This window comes from Ehrlichia muris subsp. eauclairensis (assembly GCF_051097115.1).
In the GTDB taxonomy this organism is placed as follows: domain Bacteria; phylum Pseudomonadota; class Alphaproteobacteria; order Rickettsiales; family Anaplasmataceae; genus Ehrlichia; species Ehrlichia muris.
Map to the genome: position 1 here is coordinate 949,113 of NZ_CP118226.1, position 26,824 is coordinate 975,936.

Genomic DNA, 26,824 nt, shown 5'->3' on the forward strand with positions numbered 1-26,824 from the left:
ATTAATCTTTCACTTCATTATTTAAGAAATCCTTATCTTGCTTTAAAGCAACATCTAAACACAATGATCTTAACTCTTTCACCATGACATTAAAGGACTCTGGTATTCCGCACTCAAAATTACTATCACCTTTAATTATAGATTCATAGATCTTAACTCTTCCAACAATATCATCAGATTTTACTGTAAGCATTTCTTGTAAAGTATAAGCAGCTCCGTAAGCCTGTAATGCCCAACATTCCATTTCCCCAAAACGCTGACCACCAAAATGAGATTTTCCACCTAACGGTTGCTGAGTTACTAATCCATATGGCCCAACAGATCTTGCATGTATCTTATCATCCACCAAGTGATGCAATTTCAACATGTATATATATCCCACAGTAACTTTACGATCAAATTTTTCACCAATCCTTCCATCATAAAGATCCACCTGCCCTGAAACATCTAAATCAGCTAACTTTAATAAGTTAGAAATTTGACTATCTTTTGGCCCTTCAAACACTGGAGCAGCCATTGGTACACCATCACGTAACCTCTCTGCAAACACCAAAAGATCATCATCGCTCATAGATTGAATATTATATTTTAAATCTTGTCCATCATATACCTGATCTAAAAAGTTCCTCAAATGAGATATTGTCAACTCATCAATATTATCCAATATATGCCCTATCTTTTTTCCTAAATTAACAGAAGCCCATCCTAAATGTGTTTCTAATATCTGCCCAACATTCATACGAGAAGGGACGCCCAAAGAATTAAGTATAATATCAACAGGAGTTCCATCTTCTAAGTATGGCATATCTTCAACAGGCACGATGCGGGAAATTACCCCTTTATTACCATGTCTACCAGCCATTTTATCTCCCGGTTGCAGATTATGTTTTACTGCAACAAAAACTTTAACTACACATAAAACACCCTGTGGTAAATCATATCCATAATTTAACTTGTCTATCTTCTGATCGAATTTACTATGAGCATTTTGAATCATCGAATCAAACTTTTCCTTTAAGTCTTTAACTTGAGATAATACATACTCATTAGACAAATTAATATCCCACCAATCCTTTTTTGGAGTAGATACCAAATAATCATTCATATCCTGATTATTATACTGCATCCCAGAATTTACTAAAACTCTCTTCAATTCATCATAAAAATATTCACTAACTACATCAATTTCATAATCCCTTTCTTTTATAAATCCATTAATCTCATTTTGCTTGATTAGGAGAGATCTATCATTCTCTTCAACCCCACGACGTACAAAAACATGCACATCAACTACCGTCCCTTCAACATCAAGTGGTAAATACAGTGAAGAATCTACACAGTCAAATACTTTTTCACCAAAAATAGTAACTAATAATTTTGTCTCCGGAGGTAGAGAAACTGGAGGTCTAGGAGTAACTTTACCAACCAAAATATCCCCAGCAGAAACTTCAGCACCAACATTAACAATTCCTACATCATCCAAATGAGATAAACTATCTTCATTGATATCAGGAACAGATCTCATAATCTTTTCTGGACCAAGTGTTGTATCTCTCACTACACATTCAAATTCCTCTATATGTATTGAAGTAAATACATCTTTTTTTACAACCTCACTTGAAATAACTATTGAATCTTCAAAGTTATACCCTTGCCAAGACATGAAAGCAACTAACACATTCTTACCTAAAGCAAGCTCACCTTGATCGATTGCTGATCCATCAGCTATAACATCATTTGCTTTTACATAATCTCCAGGTTTAACTAAAGGTCGTTGATTAATACAAGTATTATGATTAGAACGCTGGAATTTCCTTAAATTATAAATATCAACACCTAAATACTCATTTTTTTCCTGATCAAACGCACGAATAACTATATATAATCCATCTACTCTATGGACAATACCTCCACGTTTAGCTAAAACAACTGTTCCTGATCCAGCGGCAACTATCAATTCCATACCAGTACCAATCAAAGGAGCATCCGCTTTTAACAGTGGCACTGCCTGACGTTGCATATTAGAACCCATCAAAGCACGATTCGCATCATTATTTTCCAAGAAGGGTATTAAAGATGCAGCAACTGAAACAATTTGTTTTGGCGAAACATCTATATAATCAACTTCCTCCCTCTTAACCATAACAAAATTTCCATCATGCCTACAATAAAGCATATCATCAACGAACTGATTATTTTCATCAAGAGTAGCACTAGCATCGGCTATATAATAATTACTCTCCTGCATAGCTAATAAGTACTCTACCTTGTCAGTAACAACTCCTTTATCCACTTTTCGGTATGGACTTTCAATAAACCCATGTTTATTAATACGAGCGTAGATAGCTAAACTACTGATCAATCCAATATTTTGACCTTCTGGAGTTTCAATTGGACAAATTCTTCCATAATGTGTCGGGTGTACATCTCTCACCTCAAATCCTGCCCTTTCTCTAGTTAAACCACCTGGACCCAAAGCAGATAACCTACGTTTATGAGTAACCTCAGACAATGGATTAGTTTGATCCATAAACTGAGAAAGCTGAGAAGAACTAAAAAAGTCTTTTAAAACCGTAGCTAAAATCTTAGGATTTACAAAATCACATGGCATTGCATTATCAAAATTTACTGAAGACATGTAATCCATGATCATTCTTTCAAGTCTCAATATCCCAATCCTAAATTGGTTTTCAATAAATTCACCAACAGACCTTACCCTACGATTACCAAGATGATCTATATCATCAACAGAACCTTCACCATCTCTTAGCAACACCAGCTTCTTTATAACATGAATTATATCATCTTTAGTTAATACCGTAATATCTTCACTAACATTCAATCCAAGATGATCATTTAACTTTATTCTTCCAACCGTAGATAGATCATATCTTTCTTTATCAAAAAACAATCCATCAAAAAAAGCTTTTATAGTATCTAAACTAGGCGACTCACCAGAACGTAAAACTTTATATATTTCAAAAAGTGCCTCTTCATAAGATACATTCTTATCTAAAAATAACGTATTTAAAACATATGGACCAACCGTTAAAAAATCTATATTTAGAACAAAGATCTCATCTATATTAAATAATTCTAACTTATTTATATGCTCACTAGTAATATTCTCTCCCGCAGATATAATCAAAGCATTACCACTTGGATCTAACAAGTCATTAGCAATAAATAATCCTTGAATTCCATCAAATGGAACTAAATATTCTACAAGCCCATCATTAGCCAATTTTTTAGCCATTCTTAAAGTAATTCTCGTATTGGCCTTTATTAATACATTTCCATCTGAATCCATAAGATCATGAGACAACCTAACACCCCTGAACCTATCAGCAACAAATCGAACTATCCATCCTTTTTCACATCTTACGTAATGTACCTTGTCATAGAAAGTATCTAGAATATCATTATTAGATAAACCTAAAGCTCTTAAAAGCAAAAAAATTGGTAATTTCCTCTTTCTATCAATACGAAAGTAAAGTATATCTTTTATATCAAATTCAAAATCTAGCCATGAACCCCTATAGGGAATAATTCTAGCTGAATAAATTAATTTCCCAGAACTATAAGTTTTTCCTTTATCACTATCAAAAAATACACCTGGAGAACGATGCATTTGCGATACTATTACTCTCTCTATCCCATTTATAATAAATGTTCCATGAGAAGTCATAGTAGGAAGATCCCCTATGGAAACTTCCTGCTCTTTCATGTACTTTATACTTTTTTCTGAAGTCTCTTCATCTACTACATATTTTACTTCTTTAAAAGATACCTCCTGCACCTTCCATACTATAAAACGCAAAACTATACGTATAGGAACAGAAAAGGTAATACCTCTTTTTATACACTCATACTCGTCATACTGTGGTTCACCAATACTATAACTTACAAATTCAAGAACAGCCCTACCTAACAAATCTTGTATAGGAAACATAGACTGAAAAATATTCTTTATTCCACTTTCAGCACTTTGATCTACCCCAATAAATGCATTGTATGAATCCCTCTGTATTTTTATTAAATCAGTTAAAGAATCTTTTATATCTATTGACTTTGCATAAGACAATCTAGGTACTGAATTAAAAGAATTTAATACATATTTAGTAGAAATTACAGAAGAAGACATTAAATCCCTCAAGATTAATAAATTACAAATAAAAGCTACGTGAAAAACTATTTAATACTAATTTTTGCTCCAGCATCCTCAAGCTTCTTTTTGATTTCTTCAGCTTCTTCTTTCTTATATTTCTTACCTTCTACCAATTCTTTTGAACCTTCTTTTTCAACAAATTCTTTTGCTTCTTTTAATCCCAAATTAGTACATTCTCTTACTGCTTTTATAACAGCAATCTTCTTATCTGCAGCATAGCTATCAAAAATTACAGAAAAATCTGTCTTCTCTTCTGCTGCAGCACCACTTTCAGCTTGATTACCACCTGCAGCTGGAACAGCTGTTAACAAACCACCTTTAGGGAATCCTAATTTCTGCTCCATCTTATCTACTAATTCTGCTGCCCTACACAAATCTAAGCTACAAATTTGCTCTACTAAACTATCTATATCAACACTACTCATAATAATTAACCCCAATTATAAAAAATAAAAAAGTATAAAATTTAAAATATAGTATCACTCTTTATCGCCAAGAGCTTTTAAGCACAAAGCCAATCTTACCGGAATATTATAAGATATCATACTCATTATTTGTGCATGTAATTCTCTTAGAGATGGTAAACTAGCAAAGTATAAGATCTTTTCGCTATCTAATACTTCATTGCTATCGTATCCACATGATAAACTTATCTTGCTTTTACTGTTTTTCATAAATTTTGCAAGAATTTTTGAAATTACTATTATATCATCCGAATACACAATAAATACAGGGCCTAAAAATTTAGCAGCTAACTCTTCTCTACCCATTTTTTTTAAAGCAATACGAGATAAACTATTTTTTACTACCATCAAACCACTATTAGCCATTTTTAATTCTTTCCTCAGAGAAAAGAAATCATCAGCCACCATACCTTGGAAATTAGCAACTATAAAATATTTAAATTTACCAAATAATCCTTCTACTTTATTTAAATGCAATTCTTTATCGCTACGCTTCACCGTCTCCACCCCAATACTAATTATTTAAACTTTCTACTTTAACAGATTTCCCCATAGTTGAAACAACAAACACATCTTTAAAGTATAAACCCTTAATAGACGCAGGCTTACATTGCTTTACTGCACTAATTACTGCATTAAAATTTTCCAATAAATCTTCTATAGAAAATTTAATATTTCCAATCTTTGCATGAACAATACCAGTCTTATCAGATTTAAATTTAATTTGACCAGATTTTATTATTTTAATAGCCTTAGCAAGCTCAAAAGTTACAGTATTAAATTTAGGGTTCGGCATTAACCCCTTAGGACCTAAAATTTTAGCGATAGAAGAAACCGACGCCATAAAATCTGGAGTAGCAAGGCACCAATCTACATCTAACTTACATTGTTTTTTCTTTACTTCTTCAATCAATTCTTCGTCACCTACAATATCAGCCATAGCTTCTTTAGCCATTTCTAAATATCCACCTTTAGCAAACACTGCAACTCTTATTTCTCTTCCTAATCCTTTAGGTAATACAACACACCCCCTAACTTGCTCATCAGACTTCGAACTATTAATATTAAGATTTATTGCAACATCCACAGACTCACGAAAATTAGCTTTAGCAGACTCTATAACCTTCTTTAAACCTGATTCAACATCATAAACTTCATTACTAATCAATGAATTCATATAATTCCTCTACTATATCCACTATCACATTTACTCTTCTACTACAATAATACCCATAGAAGATGCTGTACCAATAACCATTTTAGCTGCAGCTTCTACAGTATCAGCATTCATATCAGACATTTTACGCTTAGCTATCTCATAAACATCTGACATCTTAACTTTTCCAATATTATCTTTTCCAGGATTCACTGAACCTTTTTCAATTGCAGCAGCTTTCTTTAATAAATAAGACACAGGAGAATCGCTTATTGTAAAACTGTAAGACTTGTCATTATAAATGGATATTCTAGCAGTAACCAGATCACCAATTTTATATTGTTTACCCTGACCACTTGTAATGTCATTGAACTCTTTACAAAATTTAGGCATTGGTATACCACGAGGCCCTAAGACAGAAGCAATTTTAGGTCCAGGATTAGCTTTCCCAGCTTCTATCATCAAATTTATCTTAGATACTAAAACAACACTCACAATTACCCCTCCACTTTTTGTATATGTTCTAACTTAAATTCTATCTTAGTCAATCTACCAAATATCATTACACTGACCCCTGCTATTTTTTTATCATCATTAATGTATTCAACTTTGCCATTGAAATCTTGAAACAACCCATCATTAATCACAACTTCATCACCAATTTCAAAATTAACGACGCTAGTATCATCTACTACAGTTTGACACATTTTCTTACGCATAGACTCCATTTCACTTTCTGGAATAACTTTAGGAACACCAAAATCATTGTTCAGAAAGTTCAACACCCTAGGTATATTCCTAACAAAACTAATTGAACTTTCATGCAAATTCATATACAAAAACACATATCCCGGTGACAACTTCCTTTTTACCAATACCTTTTTATTGTGTTTTACTCGAGCAACTTCTTCATACGGAATAAATACTTCACGAAAACTTTCCTCGAGACCTAACACTCGAGAATTCTCTAAAATAGTTTGACAAACTTTCTCTTCGCTACCAGATGATACCTGAATAATATACCACTCATATTTCATAAATTACCCCAAGTACTATCTTGATCAATTTCAAAAATAAAAAATCTACACAACAAAATAAAACAGACATAAAAGTAATTATTAATATTACTATAAATAAAAATCCCACAATTTCATTTTTAGAAGCCCAAGAAACTTGCAAAGCCTCTTGTTTTACCCCAAGTAAAAATTTAGCAATATTACTCATTATCAAATTACCTACATGTCATATCACTTAAACTAAACGGCAGGAGTGACAGGAATTGAACCCATAACCTTCAGTTTTGGAGACTGACGCTCTAACCAATTGAGCTACACTCCTATATATATTATATTACTACTCCAAAATTTCAGTAATAATACCAGAGCCTACAGTTCTACCACCTTCACGAATTGCAAATCTCAATCCCTTATCAATAGCAACAGGCTTATCTAAACTTACTTCGATATTTATATTATCTCCAGGCATTACCATCTCAACTCCATCAGGTAATTTTATACTTCCTGTTACATCAGTCGTTCTAACATAAAATTGTGGCTGATAATTTGAGAAAAATGGCGTATGTCTACCACCTTCTTCTTTCTTTAATATATATACCTCTGCCTTGAATTTTTTATATGAATGTATCTGACCAGGCGCACTTAATACTTGCCCCCTTTCTACATCTTCCTTCTTTATCCCTCTTAATAATATACCAGCATTATCACCTGCTTCACCTGCATCTAATGCTTTATGAAACATTTCAACTCCTGTACATACTGTGCTTTGTACATCACGTAATCCTACTATCTCTATTTTATCCCCTACTTTGATTACTCCTCTTTCTATCCTTCCTGTTACTACTGTACCCCTTCCAGGTATTGAAAATACATCCTCTATTGACATTAAAAATGGCTTATCTTTTTCTCTTGTCGGTAAACTTATCTTTTCTAAGGCATTCATCAATTCCATAATCTTTTCACTCCACACACCTGAGCCTGTCTCTTCTTCTAATGCCTTAACTGCAGACCCTCTGACAACATCTATATCATCCCCTGGATATCCATATTTTGACAATAATTCTCTTATCTCCATTTCAACTAATGATAACATCTCTTCATCATCTACAACATCACATTTATTCATCCATACTACTATGTCTTTTACTCCAACTTGTTTTGCTAATAGTATATGTTCTCTTGTTTGAGGCATTGCTCCATCAGTTGCAGATACTACTAATATTGCTGCATCCATCTGCGCAGCACCTGTTATCATATTTTTTATATAATCAGCATGTCCTGGACAATCTACATGAGCATAATGTCTACTTTCTGTTTCATATTCTACATGTGCCGTTGAAATGGTTATACCTCTTGCTTTCTCTTCTGGTGCTTTATCTATTTCATCATATTTTACACTCTTATTACCTTCTCCACTTAATCTCTTCGCTAACACTGTTGTTAACGCTGCTGTCAATGTTGTCTTGCCGTGATCAACATGCCCTATTGTCCCTACATTTATATGTGGTTTCCTTTCCTCTACCATAACACTATACCCATTACTTAGTTTTTATTTCATTCGCTACTATATTATCAGATACTTGCTCATAACAAGAAAAATACATGCTATACTGCGCTCTACCCTGAGACATAGAGCGTAAATCCTTAACATATCCAAACATTTTTGCCAAAGGAATAAATGCCAATATTACCTTAGTATTGTGACGATCTTGCATTTCAGCAACTCTACCTCTTCTACTATTAATATCACCTATAACATCCCCCATATACTCATCAGGAGTGATTATTTCAACTTTCATAACAGGTTCAAGTAATACTGCCCCAGCTTTATTTACCATATCCCTAAAAGCACCTTTCGCAGCTAGTTCAAATGCTAAAGGACTAGAATCCACTTCATGAAATGCACCATCAACTAAAGTTGCTTTAAAATCAATAACAGGAAACCCTGCTAACATACCACTCCCCCTAATACTCTCTAATCCATTTTGAACACCAGGTATATATTCTTTGGGTACTGCCCCACCAGTAATTTTACTTTCAAATTGAAACCCAGACCCAGGAGACAATGGTTCAAATAATATATTGACCTTTGCAAATTGCCCAGCACCGCCTGTTTGCTTCTTGTGGATATATTCAATTTCAACAGATTTAGTAATGGTTTCCCTATAAGCAACTTGTGGAGCACCTATGTTAGCCTCAACATTAAATTCACGACGCATCCTATCTAGAATAACTTCAAGATGCAATTCACCCATTCCTTTCAAAATAGTTTGTCCACTTTCAGGATTCACACACATACCAAGTGATGGATCTTCTGCAACTAATCTACTTAAAGCTATACCCATTTTTTCTTGATCTGCTGTAGATTTTGGTTCTACTGCAATTTCCATAACCGGTTCAGGGAATTCCATGCGCTCTAAAATAACAGGCTGATCTAATGAACACAATGTATCGCCAGTTACTGTTTTCTTGAGCCCTGCTAAAGCAACAATATCACCAGCTCTTGCTTCAGTTATATCTTCTCTATTATTAGCATGCATTAACAAAATTCTACCTATAAATTCTGTGGAATCTTTAACTGCATTTAGCACTGTAGTCTTACTTGACAATTTACCTGAATAAATTCTTATAAAGGTTAAACTACCAACAAATTTATCAGTCATTACTTTGAAAGCTAATGCAACAAACTTACCACTAATAGAAGATTTTATATTTATAGTATTAGAGGTTTTTACATCAAGAGCTTCCATCATAGGAATATCATTAGGTGCAGGCAAAAAATCAACAACAGCATCTAATAAAGGCTGTACACCCCTATTTTTAAAAGCAGAACCACACAAAATAGGTACAAATTTTGACTGAATTACTCCTGCACGAATACAACTTTTTAGCAAAGAAACAGATATTTCCTTGCCTTCAAAATACAAGTTCATCGCCTCATCATTAAGCTCAACAGCAGTCTCCAAGAGCTTGTTTCTATACTCCTGAGCTTTATCAAGCATATCTTTAGGAATTTCTCCATAGTGGAAATTCGCCCCTAAAGAATCTTCATCCCATATAATTGATCTCATCTCTAATAGATCAATAACCCCAACAAAATCCTTTTCAGTTCCTATCGGCAATTGCAATACTAACGGAGTAGCACCAAGACGCTCAACAACCATATCAACACATCGATAAAAATCTGCCCCCATTCTATCCATTTTATTCATAAAACAAATTCTGGGTACATTATATTTATCAGCTTGACGCCATACCGTTTCTGATTGAGGCTCAACACCCGCAACTCCATCAAAGACAGCAACAGCACCATCTAAAACACGCAAAGACCTTTCTACTTCTATAGTAAAATCAACGTGACCAGGAGTATCAATAATGTTAATCCTGTGACCATTCCAAAAACATGTAGTAGCTGCAGAAGTTATCGTAATCCCTCTTTCTTTTTCTTGCTCCATCCAATCCATAGATGCAGCACCTTCATGAACTTCACCAATCCTATTTTGTTTTCCAGTATAAAAAAGTATACGCTCGGTAGTAGTAGTCTTCCCGGCATCTATATGTGCCATAATCCCTATATTCCTACACTTAGATAACTCGTTATCTACGCTCACAACTTATCTCCAAAAATTACATATTAATTAAAGCGAAAATGAGAAAACGCTTTATTTGCCTCTGCCATCTTATACTTTTCTTCTCTCATTTTATATGCACCACCACGTTTATTATAAGCTTCTAATAACTCATTACATAAACAATCCATATACATTTTATTGCTACGTTTCCGTGCTGTTGTTGCTGCTTTAAAAATCCAACGTAAAGCTAATGAAACTGCCCTGTCTTCCTTTACTTCTACAGGCACTTGATATGTTACACCACCTATCCTACGAGAGCGAACTTCCATCTGCGGCATTACATTATTTAGAGCAGCACTAAAAATCGACATCGCACTCTCACCAAGATGAGACTCCGCTTTACTCAAAGCCCCGTATACTATCTTCTCAGCTATAGATCTTTCGCCAGAACGCATAATAACATTAATGAAACGTGCTAATAACACACTATTATACTTTGAATCAGGAGAAATAACTCTTTTACTTGCTCTACGACGACGAGACATATATTACCACATTAATTAACTTTTCTTCACACCATATTTTGAACGTGCTTTCTTTCTATTTTGCACCCCTCGAGAATCCAATGCTCCACGTATAATGTGATATCGAACCCCAGGCAAATCTTTTACACGCCCACCCCTAATCAAGATAACTGAGTGTTCTTGCAAATTATGCCCTTCACCAGGTATATAAGCTATAACCTCACTACCATAACCAGCAATTTTTACACGAGCAACCTTACGTAAAGCTGAGTTTGGCTTCTTAGGAGTAGTAGTATATACTTTTACACACACTGCTCTTTTTTGTGGATTGTGCTGAAGCGCAGGTGCCTTATTTAATGAAGCACGAGATTTCCGCGGCTTGCGAACTAATTGATTTATTGTTGGCATAATGTAATAACCTTACAGTTTATTATAATAAATAGATACAAGTAACACCATATATCTTAATTTTAATAGAAGCATGGGTTACTTATAAAAGAATCATGAACCTTAGTCAATAGAAATTTAACGATTTTCCAAAAACTAATAAACTTAATAATACAAAATATCATCAACAACTCAAGTACTCTTTATAGATATACTGTTAAAAATTATTTGCAATCATTATATTCAATTCTGTTCTATATTTTAAATAACACAAACAAATACAGTAGTGCTTCTTACATCCAGTTTTATTATTATCTCATGATAAATACAAAATTATTTGACTTTTTTCACTATATGATGACAGGACATAACTATAGCATTTTAATACCTTTAAACTCTTACAGTATCAAAATTGAATTTACTCTTCACTATACTTACAATTCTTATTTAATATTTTTTGAATAATCTTTCATGCACAGAATGAAGTACAAGCATAACTATTAGCAATATTATTTGCATAGGAACATGCTTTCTCCTCTCTTAGACCTTCCTAACATTTGCACAGATTCACACGCTCTGACAAAACGATAAAAACGTTATCAGGAAAAAATTACCAAAAATTTCTTCTCCTTTTATAGGACATGACCACAAAGATTATGTGTTAAAATCATATAGAATAAGTTTTAAATACCCAATTTATGCATCAAGCACATCTTCTTATTTTTATAAAAATGACCTAAAAATATAAAAATCTACACCTTACTACTTAATTTTCTAGCGTTAAATCCCGACAAATCAGTTTTTACATACATCTGAAAGGTAGATATTGACAATCCATACTATAGCCTTATCGCAATTTACATAATTGCCTTAAATACACAAAAATGTACATTATTATCTCCATAAACATTGCCACATCTTTCAATGTCAACACATTGAATTGTCTTAAGTGCAAGTAATTATCAACATGTACCACTAAATCAGGATCATGTTGCAACATTAGATAACATTTAACAAACACCATCTAAATATCTAGAACGTTGTTGCTTCAATTTCCGATCCCAAAACGTACTATATTATACATTCAGTGTACATCCCAAATTGGTATTTCTCTATCTTGCTACAAAAGGAACATCTACCTATACCAAGGACACTAGATCAATTGTCTGAGACACCAATAATAATAAACTTATCATATCAAAGACTCCCTACTGTAGAAACACCCTATTCCAAATTTTGATGACATACTGCATGCACATCTCCTCAACAAGAAGCTAACACACAATCAAACATTTTTTTTAGACTGAGTAAATAATGAATCAGCATTAAAGATAATCAAATTAACATGACAAGAAAATATATTCCCTCTAACTGAGAACAATTTCATTTACATAACCTTTAGATGATGATACAGATAATTGACTATAAACTTCACTAACAATAAAATCAATAGCTCCACATTTAGTACGTCGAGTATTCATATTATCAATAACGTGACTACATACACCCAAACCTGCACCTAAAAACCTGGCAATAAAATATAACCCTGCCAAAGATGAACCAGTCATTAACACTACACTGTATACAGTTAAAAACAATGTTTCTTGAACATACAGACTAGATAACAGCAGAAAACTAGTAACAACACAAACACCAGCAAATATTACATTACTCATATACCTAAATATTGTTATACCATTAATTCTCTTACAATTTTTTGTATCTTGTACAAAACAAGAGTTATGATCATTTTTTAATAATTGCACTTCATTACTTTCAGGTTTTTTAACACAATTAATAAATTTAATGCAAGATAATACCAAAAACATGATTACTGATAAACCAACCAACCAATTAGATATTTTATTTAAATTGCTATCTATCACATTATAATGTTTTAATAAAAACAATACTGCTCCTACAATATATATTAACAAGCAAACCATACGTACCTGCTCTAATGTATTAGTAAGTTTCTTATTTTTAATTTGTAAATACATTATATATTTTCCTGAATTTACTTTTATTAACTTAAATATCCCTTTCTAGATGTGATTAATGACCTAAAATATACAATAATTTATCATTTAATTAATAATCAATTATTCTAATGCTTTCCTTTAACCAATAAATAAGATATGCTGTTAGTTGAATTTTTACAACGTACTTGATAAATGAATACTGATGATTTGTTGTTCGTACCCTTAGGTGGAGTCGGACAGATAGGCATGAATGTCAATTTATATCATTTGAATGGTAAATGGATAATCATTGATTTCGGAGCAGGTTTTGCTGATGACAATATGCCAGGAATAGACATGATTGTTGCTGATATCAGCTTTATAAAAAAAAATAGGAAGAATCTACTTGGTATAGTATTAACACATGCTCATGAAGACCATATAGGGGGTATACAGTATCTCTGGAATGATTTACAATGTCCAATATATGCAACGAAATTTACCGCCGCTTTACTACAAGCAAAATTGAAAGAATATTCATTTGGAATCAACATAACAGAAATTGATATTACAAAAAGATTAAATCTTGGTCCTTTTACTCTTGAATTTATAAATTTGACACACTCAATACCAGAAATGAATGCAATTGCATTACATACTGACAAAGGAGTAGTAGTACACACAGGAGATTGGAAGTTAGATGATAACCCAATGATTGGTCCTGTATCAAACACACAAAGGTTAAAAGAATTAGGAGATGAAGGAGTTTTAGCACTTGTATGTGACTCAACTAACATATTTACTAAAAACAAATCAGGATCCGAAGGTGACTTAGAAGAAAGTTTGTTTAATATAATAAAAAACTGCAATCAAAAAGTTGCCGTATCTTTATTTGCTTCCAACATTGCACGAATTCATACTATAACACACATTGCAGAAAGATTAGGTAGGAAAGTAACAATACTAGGAAAATCTCTTATAAGGATTATACAGGCTGCACAAGACAGCGGTTATCTACAAGACATACAAGAGTTCATTAACATCAACCAAGCAAATAAACTTCCGAGGGATCAAGTTTTATTCCTTTGTACTGGTTGTCAAGGTGAAGCATTAGCAGCAACTACTAAACTTGCTAACAATTCTCACGCATTAACCACATTAGAAGATGGAGATACAATCATTTTTTCTTCCAAAATAATTCCAGGAAATGAAAAGCGTATATATAATGTATTCAATAAATTCGTCAATATGGGAATTAATGTTATTACAGAATTTATGGAACATGTACATGTATCAGGACATCCTTCCAGAAATGAAGTGTCTACTATGTATTCATTAGTAAGACCCAAACTATCCATTCCTGTACACGGAGAATATATACATATGTACGAACATGCTAACGTTGCAAAGCAGTGTAACGTAGATAAAGCAATAATAGTTCACCCGGGAGATGTAATAAGCATCACAAAAAAACAAAAAATTAATTCTGTAAAAGCTGGGTATTTTGGGGTTGATGGAAATTTCTTACACCATCCTCAAGGTAATGTCATATCTATGCGGAAAAGGATGAAAGATTCAGGAATAATTGTAGTAACATTAGTTTTAAATAATAAAAAAGAACTATTAAAAGAGCCAAGAATTTTCGCTCCAGGAGTGTTAGACCATTTTGATAGTGGAGCAATTATCAAAAAAATCTCATCCAAAATAAACAGTGAACTTTCTTATAAAAAAATAAACAATATACGACAACATGTAGAAAATATAGTTTTTAATGCTTTAAAACACGATATTAAAAACAAACCATTCATTGAAGTACAACTAGAGTATATAAGCTAGTACCCTTATACTAGGATAAACATTTACTTGGCAACAATTTCTACAATCCCACTGTTTCAATAATTCATAGATAATATAGAATTCAATGCTCTAAACATAATAAAAATACAACTTACTCATGAAGTACACTTAGAATATACAAGCTATGTCTTATATATTCCATAACTATCAAGTCTTTGTTAGAAATAACTTCAATACCATAATCAAAACAGAAAAACACATACATTAAAGCTTATCTATTTCACTAATAATTAGTTCCTATAACCCAAAACCATTTCTAATTATAAAACATACATTGGACAATTTACTACTTATCAATAATAAGTACTTACTTTAATAAGTTTTTTCTAATATTACAACAATATAAACTCTAAGCTTGTCACAACAATTTTAACATTGTATATGTATGATGTGGGTTTTCTTGAATTAAAATATAATGGATAATCAATCATCAATAATAAAAACAACAATAGCGTTAATACCATTTCATGGGATATCCGATAATACATTATTAAAAGCTTGTATTGATCTTAATTTAAGCGAAGAATTTTGTAAATTTCATAATGGAATATATGACGTATTAAATAGCATAAATGAAAATTTAATGAACTTTATAAGCACAAAATTTTATGAAACAAAAAACGTTAATAATTTGAAAATACGTGAAAAAATACAATATACAGTTCATCTGTGCTTAATATATTATACTTCATTACCAAATTATAGAGAGTTACTAAAACACATATCATCTGAAGCATCATATAACATGTGTTTTTTTTCTAAATCTTTATATAAACTAGTAGACCACATTTGGTATTTAATTGGTGATAAATCAACCAACTTTAACTATTACACTAAAAGAATCACACTGGCTGTTGTATACACAAGCACTATTATGTATTTTATCAATGATTTCTCTAATAATCACGCTGATACTATTCTTTTCTTAGAAAGACGAATTAATAATGTAATACAGATACATAAATTAAAATCCTATGTATCCAATAAGACTGAAAAATTTAATATATTTAAAATCAAATTTGATAACGAATCATATTAGCTGCCGTAGCACATCTTTTCAACAAATAATGTTAATATTATTGCAGAAATAGCCACATTACACAATCTGCAAAGCATAAAAACTCTACTTATAACAAAAATCTCAAAAAACATACTTATTATTAATTGATAAAATGTGTTTCTAGAGTACTCATTACCAAAAAATTGCCATCAGTTTTTACTATATCACAGTATTACATTATATTTTGACAGAACCAATAATATTTTATATTAAACTTGTCAATAATTAATACTAACAGACTGTAATAAAGGAAAATATTAAAAGAAAATATATTAACTTAGAAATACGGTACAACAGATAATATTATAAATAACCTCATACACGCAACGTAAAATATTGGAACAAGTAAAGATATTTTAAGATATTTATCTGATAAATAGTGCATTATAATATTCACCAAATATGTTATAAATTAAATGTTACACTTATCGTATTATATATTATGTATCAAAAATTCAGAAATTTCATAAAAGCAGGGTTATCATTACCAAAGCTTTTAGGTCATCACACACTACATCTAGAGAACAACACAAAAGAACAAACATCAAATATATTAACCAAATCACTACTTATCACAGACAACATAATAAACTTTTTATTCAAGTACAGTAAGAAAGATTCAATAAATGAAGTACTAAAAATATCGTGGGGTCCGCTATTCACTGGCTTTATCATTATCTTACTATTCTTTGGCATATTTGGAATATGGTCTGCAGTCGCACCACTCGATGGCTCAGTAATTGCACAAGGAGAAGTAGTCCCTTCATCAGAAAAACAAATTGTACAGCACTTAGAAGGTGGTATCATTAATAAAATCCTAGTAAAAGAAGGGGAACTAGTTCAAAAAAATCAGCCTATAATATATTTACACAACACTACAGCTAAGGCTAATCTAGATATCATAAAAGAGCGGATGCTTGATTTACTGGCAACAGAAGCTAGGTTAATCGCCATAAAATATAATAATCAATCTCTAACCTTTCCAGATACTATAAAGGATCTATCAGATGAAAAAACAAGACTGCAAATAATAAAAAATCAGCAACAATTATTTGAATCACATAAAAAAAACGTATCCGGACAAATAGATATTCTACAACAACGCATAAAACAGCTACATCAAGAATTATCAGGATTATCTGCTCAATTAACTGCAGCAATAACCCAACATAAATTGATCAAAGAAGAACTAGAAACAAAAAAAAATCTTTTAGAGGATGGGTACATTAGTAAACCATATATTATTGCACTTGAACGTCAATATGCCGAATCTAAAGGAAAAATCGGTCAAATTAAATCTACTATTGCATCAGTAAATCAAAAAATAGGAGAAAATAAATTAGAAATAATCAACATCACTAACAATGTACAAAATAAAATTAATTTTGAACTCAAAGATGTAACATCCGCCGTCACAGACTTAAAAGAAAAGATGAAAACTGCACAAGATATATTAGACAGAACTATAATAAGATCTCCTCAAACAGGCATGATAACAGGATTAAAATATCATACAGAAGGTGGTGTCATACCTCCTGGAGCACCCATTACAAACGTTGTTCCATTAAATGATGATCTAGTTATAGATGCAAAAATACAAACAAAACATATTGAACAGATTTTATCAGCACAGATGAAAGATAAAAATATGATATCATATGAACATTATCGGGGACTAAAAGCAAAAGTACGCCTTAGTGCTTATAACATACGTAAAATTGGATTAGCTAATGGAATAGTAGTACAAGTATCAGCTGATGCTTTAAGTGAAGCCAATGGAATGCGTTACTATAAGATACAAGTAATAATACCAAAAGAACAATCTACAAAGCTAAAAAATTTAAAGTTGTATCCTGGAATGCCAGCAGAAGTTTTTATAATTACCCAATCTCGTACTTTGTTGAACTACTTATTCACTCCAATAACTAGCACTTTTGAAAAAGCTTTTAATGAAAGGTAACAATGTTAAACCTAAGGTCCTTATAGTTTGATTATACAAACATATCTATATAGAATATTATTATATCAACCTATAGAAAAAATACTTAAGTGTAATAAAGAAAAAAGATAAGTATTGAAAAACAATAGAAAATATTAATCTACATTTCATTTGCAATATAAAATTTTATAGTACAAAATGCAAACTTATAAGCATGCAGCAGTTATTTAAAAATAACTTAATATTTCTATTGTAATAGATAAATCTTCTAGATTTTACAACACAATAGAAAAACAGAACCTACATGTCACATACTTGTACAAATATTATTGATTACATAGCTTTATTATATTTAGATCTATCATATTGAAACATTTTACATAATATAACTACTGATATCAGTCCAATAAGTACTATAACTAGAGCATATGGAGCCGCATCAGTGTATCTTTCATCACTGATAAGTTCATACATTCTAGTAGCCATAGTGTCAAAGTTAAAAGGCCTAATAATTAGTGTTGCTGCTAGTTCCTTTATAACATCAACAAACACTAATAAAAACCCAACTAATATACTCTTCCTAATCATTGGAATATGAATATTAAAGCACGTAGAAATTACACTATGTCCCATTAACAAAGATGACCAATCTATTTCTTTTGGAATCTTATTTAACCCAGATTCTATAGGACCTAAAGATATAGCAAGAAACCTAAATACATAGGAATACATTAACCCGAATGTTGTTCCAATCAGAGCAAATGAAAAATATGAGGTAACAAAATGTGATAGACTCCCTAGTAATACCATAACACTTACAGCAACAATAGTATTAGGTACAGCATAACCCATCACAATAAACTTTATTATATAAGATAACGATTCCCTTTTTCTGATTATGTATGACATAATAACTGATATAACAACAGTAATAATAGCTGTTACAAACGCTATACTAACACTATTGAAGATAGATATATAAAACCGACCATTAGCTACTAATGTTCCAATTTTTTCAATAGTCCAGTACAATAAAGGCACCATAGGTATTACAAAACCTATTAACACTGGCACTAAACAAACACAATATATTAATACAAGTTCCAATTTATTTTCAACTTTCCAAGTATGATAATATTCTGTATTCATCTTTATTGTTGAATAAGATATTCCTTTACCACGAAATAACTTTTCTAATATGATAAGCAAAAATATAAAAAACAATGCAACAAAAGCAAATAAACAAGCAGAATATTTATCATGTAATAAAAACCAATTCCTATATATTCCTCTAGTAAAAGTATCTATTGCAAGAAATTGTGGTGTGCCAAAATCAGATATTACTTCCATTAATACAAATGATATACCAGCAGCAATAGCTGGACGAACTACGGGCAAAGCAATGGAAGCTAAAATTTTACCCCTAAAAGGACATAACGTGGTAGCAACTGCAACAGTACTACGAATAGCTATTAAACTTGTTCTAACTAACATATATACATAGGGATATAGATTAAATCCTATAATAATAATCCCCCATTCCAAGGACTTAACATTAGGAAAATAATAATCTCCTTTACTCCAATGAAAAGTTTCTCGCAAAAAGACTTGTACAGAACCCGAAAATTCAAAAATATTTACATAAACATACGCAACGATATACCCTGGTATTGAAAGTGGTAAAAAAAGAGCTATTTCAAAAAACCTACGTCCAAAGAATGAATAATAAGTTACAAACCAAGCTGCTGATATACCAATAACAAGCGCTATTATTCCCACTCCCACCATCAAAATAATAGTATTAAAAGCATATTCAGGCAAAATAGACGTTAATAAATCTATTGTTTTATCTTCAGTAAATATAATAGAAATCAATGAAACTATTGGGGCTATAAACATCCCAACTAATACACACAGAAAAACGTTTTTTAAAAGATTCGCAAACGACACTATTTTGAGGTTAATTATATTACTCAGTTATGTATTTATTATACATAAACAACCTCTATCAGTCACTTAAAACCTTATAAAATATTTTATTGATAAAATTTCTCTATATGTGATATATAGGAACCTTAAACGTTTTTATAAAAAAATGGCAGAAAAGTCTCAATATCATATTTCTCTCAGGATAATGCACTGGTTAACTGGCATACCAATCATATTAATGCTGATTATGGGGTTTTGCTTAAAAATGGAAGTATTCCCCGACAATTATCCTATAGGAAAATTTTATTCCCTACACAAATCAATAGGGATAATACTGTTATTTCTATTAATATTACGCCTAATATGTAGGCTTAATTCAATTATCCCTCCATATCCTAAAAACTTTTCACATTTTTTGGCCTTAATCTCTAAAATTACACATACAAGTTTATATATTACTGTCATAGGAATGGCTATATCTGGTTATGTTATGTCCTCAGCTTCAGGGAAAGCAATAGACATTTTTTTATTTAACGTGCCATTATTAATTGACTCCAACAAACACATAGCTAACGCTGCACAACAGAGCCATAACATATGCGCATATATGTTGTCTACTTTAATAATTATACATATACTAGCAGCACTAAAGCATAAATTTATAGATAAGGATAATATTTTTAATCGTATAATATAAGAGTTGTCATGCTATCAGAATTATGGAAAGTAGGTATAGAGTTTCTAGGAAGTAAATTTGCTATTATGGGTGGGGCAATGAGTTGGGTCTCAGATCCTTACCTAGTATCTGCAATATCAAATGCTGGAGGGTTCGGTGTTTTAGCATGTGGTTCTATTAGTTCTGAAGAACTAAGAAAAGAAATAGAACTCACTCAACAGTTAACAAATAATGCTTTTGGTGTAAATTTAATCATAATGCATCCTACTTTAAATGAATTAATTGAAGTATGTATTGAACAAAACACCACACATATAGTATTAGCAGGTGGTATACCCAATAGTAAAATTATAAATCGTATTAAAGATGCAAATATAAAAATAATGTGTTTTGCATCATCTTTATCAATTGCAAAAAGGTTAGTAAGAGCAGGAGTAGACGCATTAATAGTAGAGGGGATGGAAGCAGGTGGACACATAGGGCCTGTCAGTACTTCTGTACTTATACAAGAAATATTACCCTACTTTAGACAAGAAGAACACCTTAAAAAAGTACCTATTTTTATTGCCGGAGGGATTGGAAGAGGCGAAATGATAGCACATTATTTAATAATGGGAGCAAGTGGATGCCAGATTGGAACACTTTTTGTGTGCACACATGAATCACGTGTACACAAAAACTTCAAGGAAATATTTATTAAATCTTCTTCTAGGGATGCAATATCATCTTCACAATTAAGTAAAGATTTTTCAGTTATACCAGTACGAGCTATAGCAAATGATGCTAGCATGAAATTTTTAGAATTACAAAAAGATGTCATTAATTTATATAATCAAGGAAAAATTTCAAAAGAAGATGGACAACTTACCATAGAAAAATTCTGGGCAGGAGCGTTACGAAAAGCAGTAATAGATGGGGATATCACCAATGGGTCTCTTATGGCTGGACAAAGTGTAGGAATGGTACGTGAGATACAAACCACCGAACAAGTAATTCAAGGGCTTATATTACAAGCGTGTAACTATATAACCTCGGTACAAAAATTAACTACCTATGAACATTGATCTTTCTGGATGATATTGACTATATCTGGTGTATCTTCTCCTGCACCTTGACAAAACATACTGAACCCCATGCCACTACCGATTGACTCTATTATAGGGGTTTCATAATCTGAAAATCCTCCAAATTCTTCTGCTATAGCGTAGATGAATGGAAATGCTATATGATCCAACAATACGTATTTGTTGCGCATTAGAATTAAATGCTAATATTATTAGCAACAAAAAAATCTACCCATTAGCTTATATATATAGCAGTACTGCTATATTGTATTAATCCTAATAAACTAAGAAACACGTAAACTTAAGCCTAATATAAAAGGCTTTTTGCAAAGCTTATTTATGATATATATCAACAAATCTTTATTTTTTATCTTTTATATAAAGAAACAGAAAAAGATTACTTACAAATTACATCGCGAAATACAACAATCTATGTACTCCATTGAAGCTAGAATATTAGCAAAGTAAAGTTAGTAATACACTATAAAAGATTTTTAGTAACTTGACATAATATCACCTTGGTATAGCATATAGGTCAATACTCTATAATAAAACTTATTATGTATCGGAGCATATAATGAAAGTTATTAAATTTATACTTAATGTTTGTTTGCTAGTTGCAGCAATTTTCTTAGGATACTCTTATATAACAAAACAAGGTATCTTTCAAGTAAGGCACCATGATTCTACTAACGTCACACCAGATGGATCTTATACTGACACTAGTTTTACTTTAACAAACCAAGACGGGCATACGGTAAATAGCCATGACTTTCAAGGGAAATACATGTTAGTTTTATTTGGGTTTTCTTCATGTGAAAGTATATGCCCTGCAGAATTAGGCTTAGCATCTGAAGTTCTCTCACAACTTGGTAATGATGCAGATAAATTACAAGTCATTTTTATTACAATTGATCCAATAAATGATACTGTAGAAAAGTTAAAAAAATTTCATGACCATTTTGATTCACGAATTCAAATGCTAACAGGCAATACTGAAGATATTAAGCAAATAATACAAAATTATAACATATATGTTGGGCAACCAGATAAAGATAATCAAATTTCTCACTCTACTATAATGTACATTCTCGACACAAAAGGGAAATACCTTACATATTTTTATCCGGACTTGCAAGCAGAAAAAAATCAAGCAGATGAGTTATTATCTATAATTAAACAATACCTCTAATTTAATAATTAATTAAAGAGAATAGTACACACTCTAATATGAATTTATGGGTATACATGATGGGTAGATTTCTTTTGCTGTTTTTATTGCTAATAATATTAGCATTTAATTCTCATGCACAACAAATACGTGTTGTCGGGTCATCCACAGCATTTCCATTTATCTCTGCCATAGCAGAAGAATTTGGAAGATTTTCAGATTATGAAACCCCTATAATAGAGTCAGTCGGTAGTGGCATGGGGTTCAGTATGTTTTGTCAAGGTGCAGGAAAAAATACACCAGATATAGTAATGTCATCCAGAAAAATCAAAGATGCAGAACTTAAATTATGTGAAAGTAATAACATCAAGAATATTACAGAACTCATTATAGGTTATGATGGCATAGTATTTGCAAGTTCTAAGGACATCGACAAGCTTGATTTCACTAAAAAAGACCTATTTAAAGCCTTAAGTAAATATTCTACATCAAATGAATATACTGAAACAATACCATTAAACAATTTCAGATATTGGTCTGAAATCAACAGTAGATTCCCTAATATTGATATTGAAGTTTATGGGCCATACAAAAACACTGGAACTTACAACATACTAATAGAAGAAATAATGCAAGATGTTTGCATAACTACCCAAAATTTTATCGATGTGTACCCTGAGCTCACAAAAAGACGACACGTATGTGGTGTCATGCGTAATGATGGTAAGTACATTGAAGTTGCTGCAAATGAAAATATTATCATACAAAAAATAGCAAAAAACCATGATGCCTTTGGCATATTAAGTTTTAGTTTTTTAGTTAAAAATCAAGATAAAATTCACGCAAACAAAATAGCAGGGATAGAACCTACTTATGATACAATTTCCTCAGGAGAATATGTTTTATCAAGACCTATATATATATATATAAAACAAGAGCACATTAACCTTTCTCCTGGCTTAAAAGAGTTTATTAAGATAATCTTAAGAGAAGAGTCCATTGGCAAGAATGGATACCTGATTGGATTAGGTTTTATACCTTTATCAGACAAAGATTTAGAAGATAATAAAAATCGCATTATCAGCATATTAGAAAAACAATAGCACATGTCATAAATACAGGGTTCATTTACTATCTAAAGTATATATATAATGTTTTTACAATTATAACTTCTTAAAAACAATTTGACACAATTAATCTGTTATTGGTATTATTACTGCTCGATTTATCTATATAGGAGGACTTTCTTTGGTTGAAGTTATAGTTTACCATGGAGATATAGAACAAGGTATACGCACCCTCAAAAAGAAATTACAACGTGAGGGAAAGCCTAGACAGATGAAAATTACTCATCATGAAAAACCATCAGAAAAACGTGCAAGGAAAAAGGATGATTGTGAAAGGAGAAGGAAGAAATTGCACAAGATACCTTATGAGCCACAGTTTACTAAGTTTCAAGTTAGTGCAAGACATTTTCAGGTAAAGAGGCCTTCTCAAGCTGATGACAGCACTAATAAACGAGTATAGAGTTCTAATTATAGTGTCTTATATTCTCTATATATAAATTATAGTCATAGTACAAGTAAGGTATATTAATATGAATATTCATGAGTATCAGGCAAAGCATATACTAAGTAAGTTCGGTGTTAACATTCCGAAAGGAGTTATAGTACATTCATTGAGTGAAGTTGATGATGCTGTCAGTCAGTTAAATTCAAAGATAGTTGTTGTAAAAGCTCAGATTCATGCTGGTGGTAGAGGTAAAGCCGGTGGGGTTGTAGTATCTCGTACATTAGATGAAACTAAGATGTCTGTAAAAAATATGTTAGGGTCAACTTTGGTTACTCATCAGACTTCAAAAGATGGGCAAAAAGTAAGAAAAGTCTACTTAGAGGCAGGCTGTGATATCAAGAAAGAATATTATATAAGTGCTATTGTAAATCGTAAGCAAGGTCAAGTAAGCATAATATTTTCAACTGAAGGTGGTGTTGACATAGAAGAAGTAGCTTCGACTTCTCCAGAGAAAGTTATTGTATGTGATATCGACCCAATATTTGAATTCCAGAGCTTTCACGGACGTAATTTATGTTTTGACAGTAATCTAAGTTTAGATCAAACAAGAAAAATTTCTGATATAGCTGGAAAAATATACAAAGCCATGTTAAGCACTGATGCAAACCAAATAGAAATTAATCCTTTGGTAGAAACATCATCAGGAGATTTTATTGCTCTCGATGCTAAAATGAATTTTGATGATAATGCATTATATCGTCATCCTGATATACAGGAACTACGTGACTATGACGAAGAAATCAAAGAAGAGATAGAAGCTTCAAAGTATGGCTTAAGCTATATAAAGATGGATGGTAATATTGGATGCATGGTAAATGGTGCAGGGCTTGCTATGGCAACTATGGATATTATAAAATACTATGGTGCTGAACCGGCAAATTTCTTAGATGTAGGTGGAGGAGCAAATCAACAAACTGTTACTGAAGCATTCAAGATCATTCTATCAGATAGTAAGGTTGAAGGGATATTGGTTAATATATTTGGTGGTATAATGCGCTGTGATATAATTGCTGGTGGTATTATTGCTGCTATACAAGAAATTGGAATAAAGGTTCCATTAGTTGTAAGGTTATCCGGAACAAATTTTGAATTAGGAAAAAAACTATTAGATGATTCAAATCTAAATATTATTACAGCAAATGATTTAAGCGAAGCAGCCTACAATATAGTCAATATAGTAAAGAAATAGAGGCAACATGTCCATTTTAGTAGATAGTAATACAAAAGTTATATGCCAGGGTTTTACTGGTGCTCATGGTACATTCCATTCAGAACAAGCTATTGCTTATGGAACAAACATGGTAGGTGGAGTAACTCCTGGAAAAGGTGGAACATATCATTTAAACTTACCAGTTTTCAATACTGTAAAGCAAGCTAAACTAGAGGTAGGAGCCAATGCTACTGTTATTTACGTTCCAGCCCCTTACGCAGCTGATGCAATATTAGAAGCAATTGAAGCTGAAATAGAGCTTATTGTTTGTATTACAGAAGGCATACCTATTTTAGATATGGTACAAGTAAAACGTGCTTTACTTAACTCCGCAAGTATATTAATAGGCCCTAACTGCCCTGGTATCATCACTCCAGAAGAATGTAAAATTGGTATTATGCCTGGATACATACATAAACGCGGTCATATAGGTGTCATTTCACGCTCTGGCACACTTACATATGAAGCAGTAGCACAAACCACAGAAGTTGGATTAGGACAATCAACATGTATTGGCATAGGTGGAGATCCTATCCATGGAATGTCTTTCACAGATTGCATGAAACTATTCATAAACGATCCAGATACACATGGTATTATCATGATTGGAGAGATTGGAGGGTCAGAAGAGGAAGAGGTTGCAGAATTTATAAAGTTATCAGGAACCAATAAACCTATAGTTGGGTTCATTGCTGGAAAAACTGCACCCCCAGGAAAACGCATGGGTCATGCTGGAGCAATTTCCTCAGGTACTTCAGGCAGTGCTGAGAGTAAAATAGCAGCTATGAAAAATGCAGGTATTATTATTTCTGAAACTCCAGCAGTCATAGGAAGAACAATGTTAGAAGCTATGAATAATAAAACAAAAAATTAATTAATATACTTTTTATCTGTATTGTATAGTTCTTACTTCTGTCCATCTTTTGCAATCTGATGAGTAATCAATGTCTGTTTGGTATTAACATATGCTTCTATTATGTTAAGATTTTGGCTAGTGGTAAGTAATAGGCTTGTTTTGTAGTTATAGTCAAAACATTTGGTTATGGTGATCCTAACTTGTTACCCATATTAAAAACATTTGCTGGCTAATGTAATCAC

The 26,824-nt window shown here is 31.9% G+C and carries 24 protein-coding genes and 1 tRNA gene; 10 read left to right on the forward strand and 15 right to left on the reverse strand.

Annotated features, from left to right (window positions below):
• Position 1: 1 nt before the first annotated feature.
• The 13 genes from rpoB to PVA18_RS03825 form a co-directional block, all read right to left on the reverse strand.
• Positions 2-4,144: a DNA-directed RNA polymerase subunit beta gene (gene rpoB, locus PVA18_RS03765; protein ID WP_045805090.1), complete on the reverse strand. Its 4,143-nt coding sequence runs from the start codon at positions 4,142-4,144 to the stop codon at positions 2-4.
• Between the two features lie 47 nt (positions 4,145-4,191).
• Positions 4,192-4,593, reverse strand: coding sequence for a 50S ribosomal protein L7/L12 (rplL, locus tag PVA18_RS03770; RefSeq protein WP_045805091.1), 402 nt, complete (start codon positions 4,591-4,593; stop codon positions 4,192-4,194).
• A 54-nt stretch (positions 4,594-4,647) separates the two neighbouring features.
• On the reverse strand, positions 4,648-5,130 hold the full coding sequence (gene rplJ / locus PVA18_RS03775) for a 50S ribosomal protein L10 (protein WP_045805092.1): 483 nt from the start codon (positions 5,128-5,130) through the stop codon (positions 4,648-4,650).
• A gap of 16 nt (positions 5,131-5,146) precedes the next feature.
• Positions 5,147-5,809: a 50S ribosomal protein L1 gene (gene rplA / locus PVA18_RS03780; protein ID WP_045805093.1), complete on the reverse strand. Its 663-nt coding sequence runs from the start codon at positions 5,807-5,809 to the stop codon at positions 5,147-5,149.
• 30 nt (positions 5,810-5,839) lie between these two features.
• The gene (gene rplK / locus PVA18_RS03785; protein WP_231568533.1) at positions 5,840-6,250 is read right to left on the reverse strand and encodes a 50S ribosomal protein L11; all 411 of its coding nucleotides are present in this window, start codon (positions 6,248-6,250) and stop codon (positions 5,840-5,842) included.
• 35 nt (positions 6,251-6,285) lie between these two features.
• A complete protein-coding gene (nusG, locus tag PVA18_RS03790) occupies positions 6,286-6,825 on the reverse strand; it encodes a transcription termination/antitermination protein NusG (protein WP_045805095.1) in 540 nt (179 codons plus the stop codon).
• Entirely contained in the window at positions 6,815-7,012 is a 198-nt protein-coding gene (secE, locus tag PVA18_RS03795) for a preprotein translocase subunit SecE (protein WP_045805096.1), read from the reverse strand. Before secE ends, nusG begins: the two co-directional genes overlap by 11 nt.
• A gap of 40 nt (positions 7,013-7,052) precedes the next feature.
• Positions 7,053-7,126: transfer RNA gene (locus PVA18_RS03800), tRNA-Trp, on the reverse strand.
• Between the two features lie 15 nt (positions 7,127-7,141).
• Positions 7,142-8,329, reverse strand: a complete 1,188-nt coding sequence (gene tuf / locus PVA18_RS03805; protein WP_045804774.1) for an elongation factor Tu — start codon at positions 8,327-8,329, stop codon at positions 7,142-7,144.
• A gap of 13 nt (positions 8,330-8,342) precedes the next feature.
• A complete protein-coding gene (fusA, locus tag PVA18_RS03810; protein WP_082058923.1) occupies positions 8,343-10,415 on the reverse strand; it encodes an elongation factor G in 2,073 nt (690 codons plus the stop codon).
• A 23-nt stretch (positions 10,416-10,438) separates the two neighbouring features.
• The gene (gene rpsG, locus PVA18_RS03815; protein WP_045805097.1) at positions 10,439-10,921 is read right to left on the reverse strand and encodes a 30S ribosomal protein S7; all 483 of its coding nucleotides are present in this window, start codon (positions 10,919-10,921) and stop codon (positions 10,439-10,441) included.
• Positions 10,922-10,936: 15 nt separating this feature from the next.
• Positions 10,937-11,308: a 30S ribosomal protein S12 gene (gene rpsL, locus PVA18_RS03820; RefSeq protein WP_045805098.1), complete on the reverse strand. Its 372-nt coding sequence runs from the start codon at positions 11,306-11,308 to the stop codon at positions 10,937-10,939.
• Positions 11,309-12,654: 1,346 nt separating this feature from the next.
• Positions 12,655-13,233: a hypothetical protein gene (locus PVA18_RS03825; RefSeq protein ID WP_231568522.1), complete on the reverse strand. Its 579-nt coding sequence runs from the start codon at positions 13,231-13,233 to the stop codon at positions 12,655-12,657.
• 228 nt (positions 13,234-13,461) lie between these two features.
• On the opposite strand from PVA18_RS03825, the gene PVA18_RS03830 reads away from it, so the two are divergent.
• The 3 genes from PVA18_RS03830 to PVA18_RS03840 all read left to right on the forward strand — a co-directional run bounded on the left by PVA18_RS03830 (position 13,462) and on the right by PVA18_RS03840 (position 18,125).
• On the forward strand, positions 13,462-15,084 hold the full coding sequence (locus PVA18_RS03830) for a ribonuclease J (RefSeq protein WP_045805100.1): 1,623 nt from the start codon (positions 13,462-13,464) through the stop codon (positions 15,082-15,084).
• Positions 15,085-15,520: 436 nt separating this feature from the next.
• Complete coding sequence (locus PVA18_RS03835; RefSeq protein WP_045805101.1) at positions 15,521-16,144, forward strand: COQ9 family protein; 624 nt, start codon at positions 15,521-15,523, stop codon at positions 16,142-16,144.
• 463 nt (positions 16,145-16,607) lie between these two features.
• Positions 16,608-18,125 carry an HlyD family type I secretion periplasmic adaptor subunit gene (locus tag PVA18_RS03840; RefSeq protein WP_045805102.1) on the forward strand — a complete coding sequence of 506 codons (1,518 nt, stop codon included), beginning with the start codon at positions 16,608-16,610 and terminating at the stop codon, positions 18,123-18,125.
• Between the two features lie 312 nt (positions 18,126-18,437).
• Here the strand turns inward: PVA18_RS03840 and PVA18_RS03845 are convergent, their stop codons facing one another.
• Positions 18,438-20,003 carry an ABC transporter permease gene (locus tag PVA18_RS03845; RefSeq protein ID WP_045805103.1) on the reverse strand — a complete coding sequence of 522 codons (1,566 nt, stop codon included), beginning with the start codon at positions 20,001-20,003 and terminating at the stop codon, positions 18,438-18,440.
• A gap of 196 nt (positions 20,004-20,199) precedes the next feature.
• Here PVA18_RS03845 and PVA18_RS03850 point away from each other — a divergent pair, with 196 nt between their 5' ends.
• Positions 20,200-20,730: a cytochrome b gene (locus tag PVA18_RS03850; RefSeq protein ID WP_045805104.1), complete on the forward strand. Its 531-nt coding sequence runs from the start codon at positions 20,200-20,202 to the stop codon at positions 20,728-20,730.
• An 8-nt stretch (positions 20,731-20,738) separates the two neighbouring features.
• Complete coding sequence (locus tag PVA18_RS03855; protein ID WP_045805105.1) at positions 20,739-21,773, forward strand: NAD(P)H-dependent flavin oxidoreductase; 1,035 nt, start codon at positions 20,739-20,741, stop codon at positions 21,771-21,773.
• Here PVA18_RS03855 and PVA18_RS03860 read toward each other — a convergent pair.
• Positions 21,761-21,964, reverse strand: coding sequence for a hypothetical protein (locus PVA18_RS03860; protein ID WP_045805106.1), 204 nt, complete (start codon positions 21,962-21,964; stop codon positions 21,761-21,763). The genes PVA18_RS03855 and PVA18_RS03860 overlap by 13 nt on opposite strands.
• Positions 21,965-22,350: 386 nt before the next feature.
• Here PVA18_RS03860 and PVA18_RS03865 point away from each other — a divergent pair, with 386 nt between their 5' ends.
• The 5 genes from PVA18_RS03865 to sucD all read left to right on the forward strand — a co-directional run bounded on the left by PVA18_RS03865 (position 22,351) and on the right by sucD (position 26,600).
• A complete protein-coding gene (locus PVA18_RS03865) occupies positions 22,351-22,965 on the forward strand; it encodes an SCO family protein (protein ID WP_045805107.1) in 615 nt (204 codons plus the stop codon).
• A 59-nt stretch (positions 22,966-23,024) separates the two neighbouring features.
• Positions 23,025-24,047 carry a substrate-binding domain-containing protein gene (locus PVA18_RS03870; RefSeq protein WP_052692820.1) on the forward strand — a complete coding sequence of 341 codons (1,023 nt, stop codon included), beginning with the start codon at positions 23,025-23,027 and terminating at the stop codon, positions 24,045-24,047.
• A 145-nt stretch (positions 24,048-24,192) separates the two neighbouring features.
• Positions 24,193-24,471, forward strand: a complete 279-nt coding sequence (gene rpsU / locus PVA18_RS03875; protein ID WP_045805109.1) for a 30S ribosomal protein S21 — start codon at positions 24,193-24,195, stop codon at positions 24,469-24,471.
• A 70-nt stretch (positions 24,472-24,541) separates the two neighbouring features.
• On the forward strand, positions 24,542-25,705 hold the full coding sequence (gene sucC / locus PVA18_RS03880) for an ADP-forming succinate--CoA ligase subunit beta (RefSeq protein WP_045805110.1): 1,164 nt from the start codon (positions 24,542-24,544) through the stop codon (positions 25,703-25,705).
• Positions 25,706-25,712: 7 nt separating this feature from the next.
• Positions 25,713-26,600 (forward strand): succinate--CoA ligase subunit alpha, encoded by an 888-nt coding sequence (gene sucD / locus PVA18_RS03885; RefSeq protein ID WP_045805111.1) that lies wholly within the window; start codon positions 25,713-25,715, stop codon positions 26,598-26,600.
• Positions 26,601-26,824 lie beyond the last annotated feature (224 nt).

Bases quoted from the DNA above. Each gene is read 5' to 3' on its own strand.
- rpsG (WP_045805097.1), bottom strand. From the start codon at position 10,921: ATGTCTCGTCGTCGTAGAGCAAGTAAAAGAGTTATTTCTCCTGATTCA.
- sucC (WP_045805110.1), top strand. From the start codon at position 24,542: ATGAATATTCATGAGTATCAGGCAAAGCATATACTAAGTAAGTTCGGT.
- PVA18_RS03825 (WP_231568522.1), bottom strand. From the start codon at position 13,233: ATGGTTTGCTTGTTAATATATATTGTAGGAGCAGTATTGTTTTTATTA.
- rplA (WP_045805093.1), bottom strand. From the start codon at position 5,809: ATGAATTCATTGATTAGTAATGAAGTTTATGATGTTGAATCAGGTTTA.
- rplL (WP_045805091.1), bottom strand. From the start codon at position 4,593: ATGAGTAGTGTTGATATAGATAGTTTAGTAGAGCAAATTTGTAGCTTA.
- nusG (WP_045805095.1), bottom strand. From the start codon at position 6,825: ATGAAATATGAGTGGTATATTATTCAGGTATCATCTGGTAGCGAAGAG.
- rpoB (WP_045805090.1), bottom strand. From the start codon at position 4,144: ATGTCTTCTTCTGTAATTTCTACTAAATATGTATTAAATTCTTTTAAT.
- PVA18_RS03835 (WP_045805101.1), top strand. From the start codon at position 15,521: ATGGATAATCAATCATCAATAATAAAAACAACAATAGCGTTAATACCA.
- PVA18_RS03870 (WP_052692820.1), top strand. From the start codon at position 23,025: ATGGGTAGATTTCTTTTGCTGTTTTTATTGCTAATAATATTAGCATTT.
- PVA18_RS03860 (WP_045805106.1), bottom strand. From the start codon at position 21,964: ATGCGCAACAAATACGTATTGTTGGATCATATAGCATTTCCATTCATC.
- PVA18_RS03840 (WP_045805102.1), top strand. From the start codon at position 16,608: ATGTATCAAAAATTCAGAAATTTCATAAAAGCAGGGTTATCATTACCA.
- PVA18_RS03830 (WP_045805100.1), top strand. From the start codon at position 13,462: ATGAATACTGATGATTTGTTGTTCGTACCCTTAGGTGGAGTCGGACAG.
- rplK (WP_231568533.1), bottom strand. From the start codon at position 6,250: ATGATAGAAGCTGGGAAAGCTAATCCTGGACCTAAAATTGCTTCTGTC.
- tuf (WP_045804774.1), bottom strand. From the start codon at position 8,329: ATGGTAGAGGAAAGGAAACCACATATAAATGTAGGGACAATAGGGCAT.
- sucD (WP_045805111.1), top strand. From the start codon at position 25,713: ATGTCCATTTTAGTAGATAGTAATACAAAAGTTATATGCCAGGGTTTT.
- PVA18_RS03850 (WP_045805104.1), top strand. From the start codon at position 20,200: ATGGCAGAAAAGTCTCAATATCATATTTCTCTCAGGATAATGCACTGG.
- PVA18_RS03845 (WP_045805103.1), bottom strand. From the start codon at position 20,003: ATGTTTATAGCCCCAATAGTTTCATTGATTTCTATTATATTTACTGAA.
- PVA18_RS03865 (WP_045805107.1), top strand. From the start codon at position 22,351: ATGAAAGTTATTAAATTTATACTTAATGTTTGTTTGCTAGTTGCAGCA.
- rpsL (WP_045805098.1), bottom strand. From the start codon at position 11,308: ATGCCAACAATAAATCAATTAGTTCGCAAGCCGCGGAAATCTCGTGCT.
- secE (WP_045805096.1), bottom strand. From the start codon at position 7,012: ATGAGTAATATTGCTAAATTTTTACTTGGGGTAAAACAAGAGGCTTTG.
- PVA18_RS03855 (WP_045805105.1), top strand. From the start codon at position 20,739: ATGCTATCAGAATTATGGAAAGTAGGTATAGAGTTTCTAGGAAGTAAA.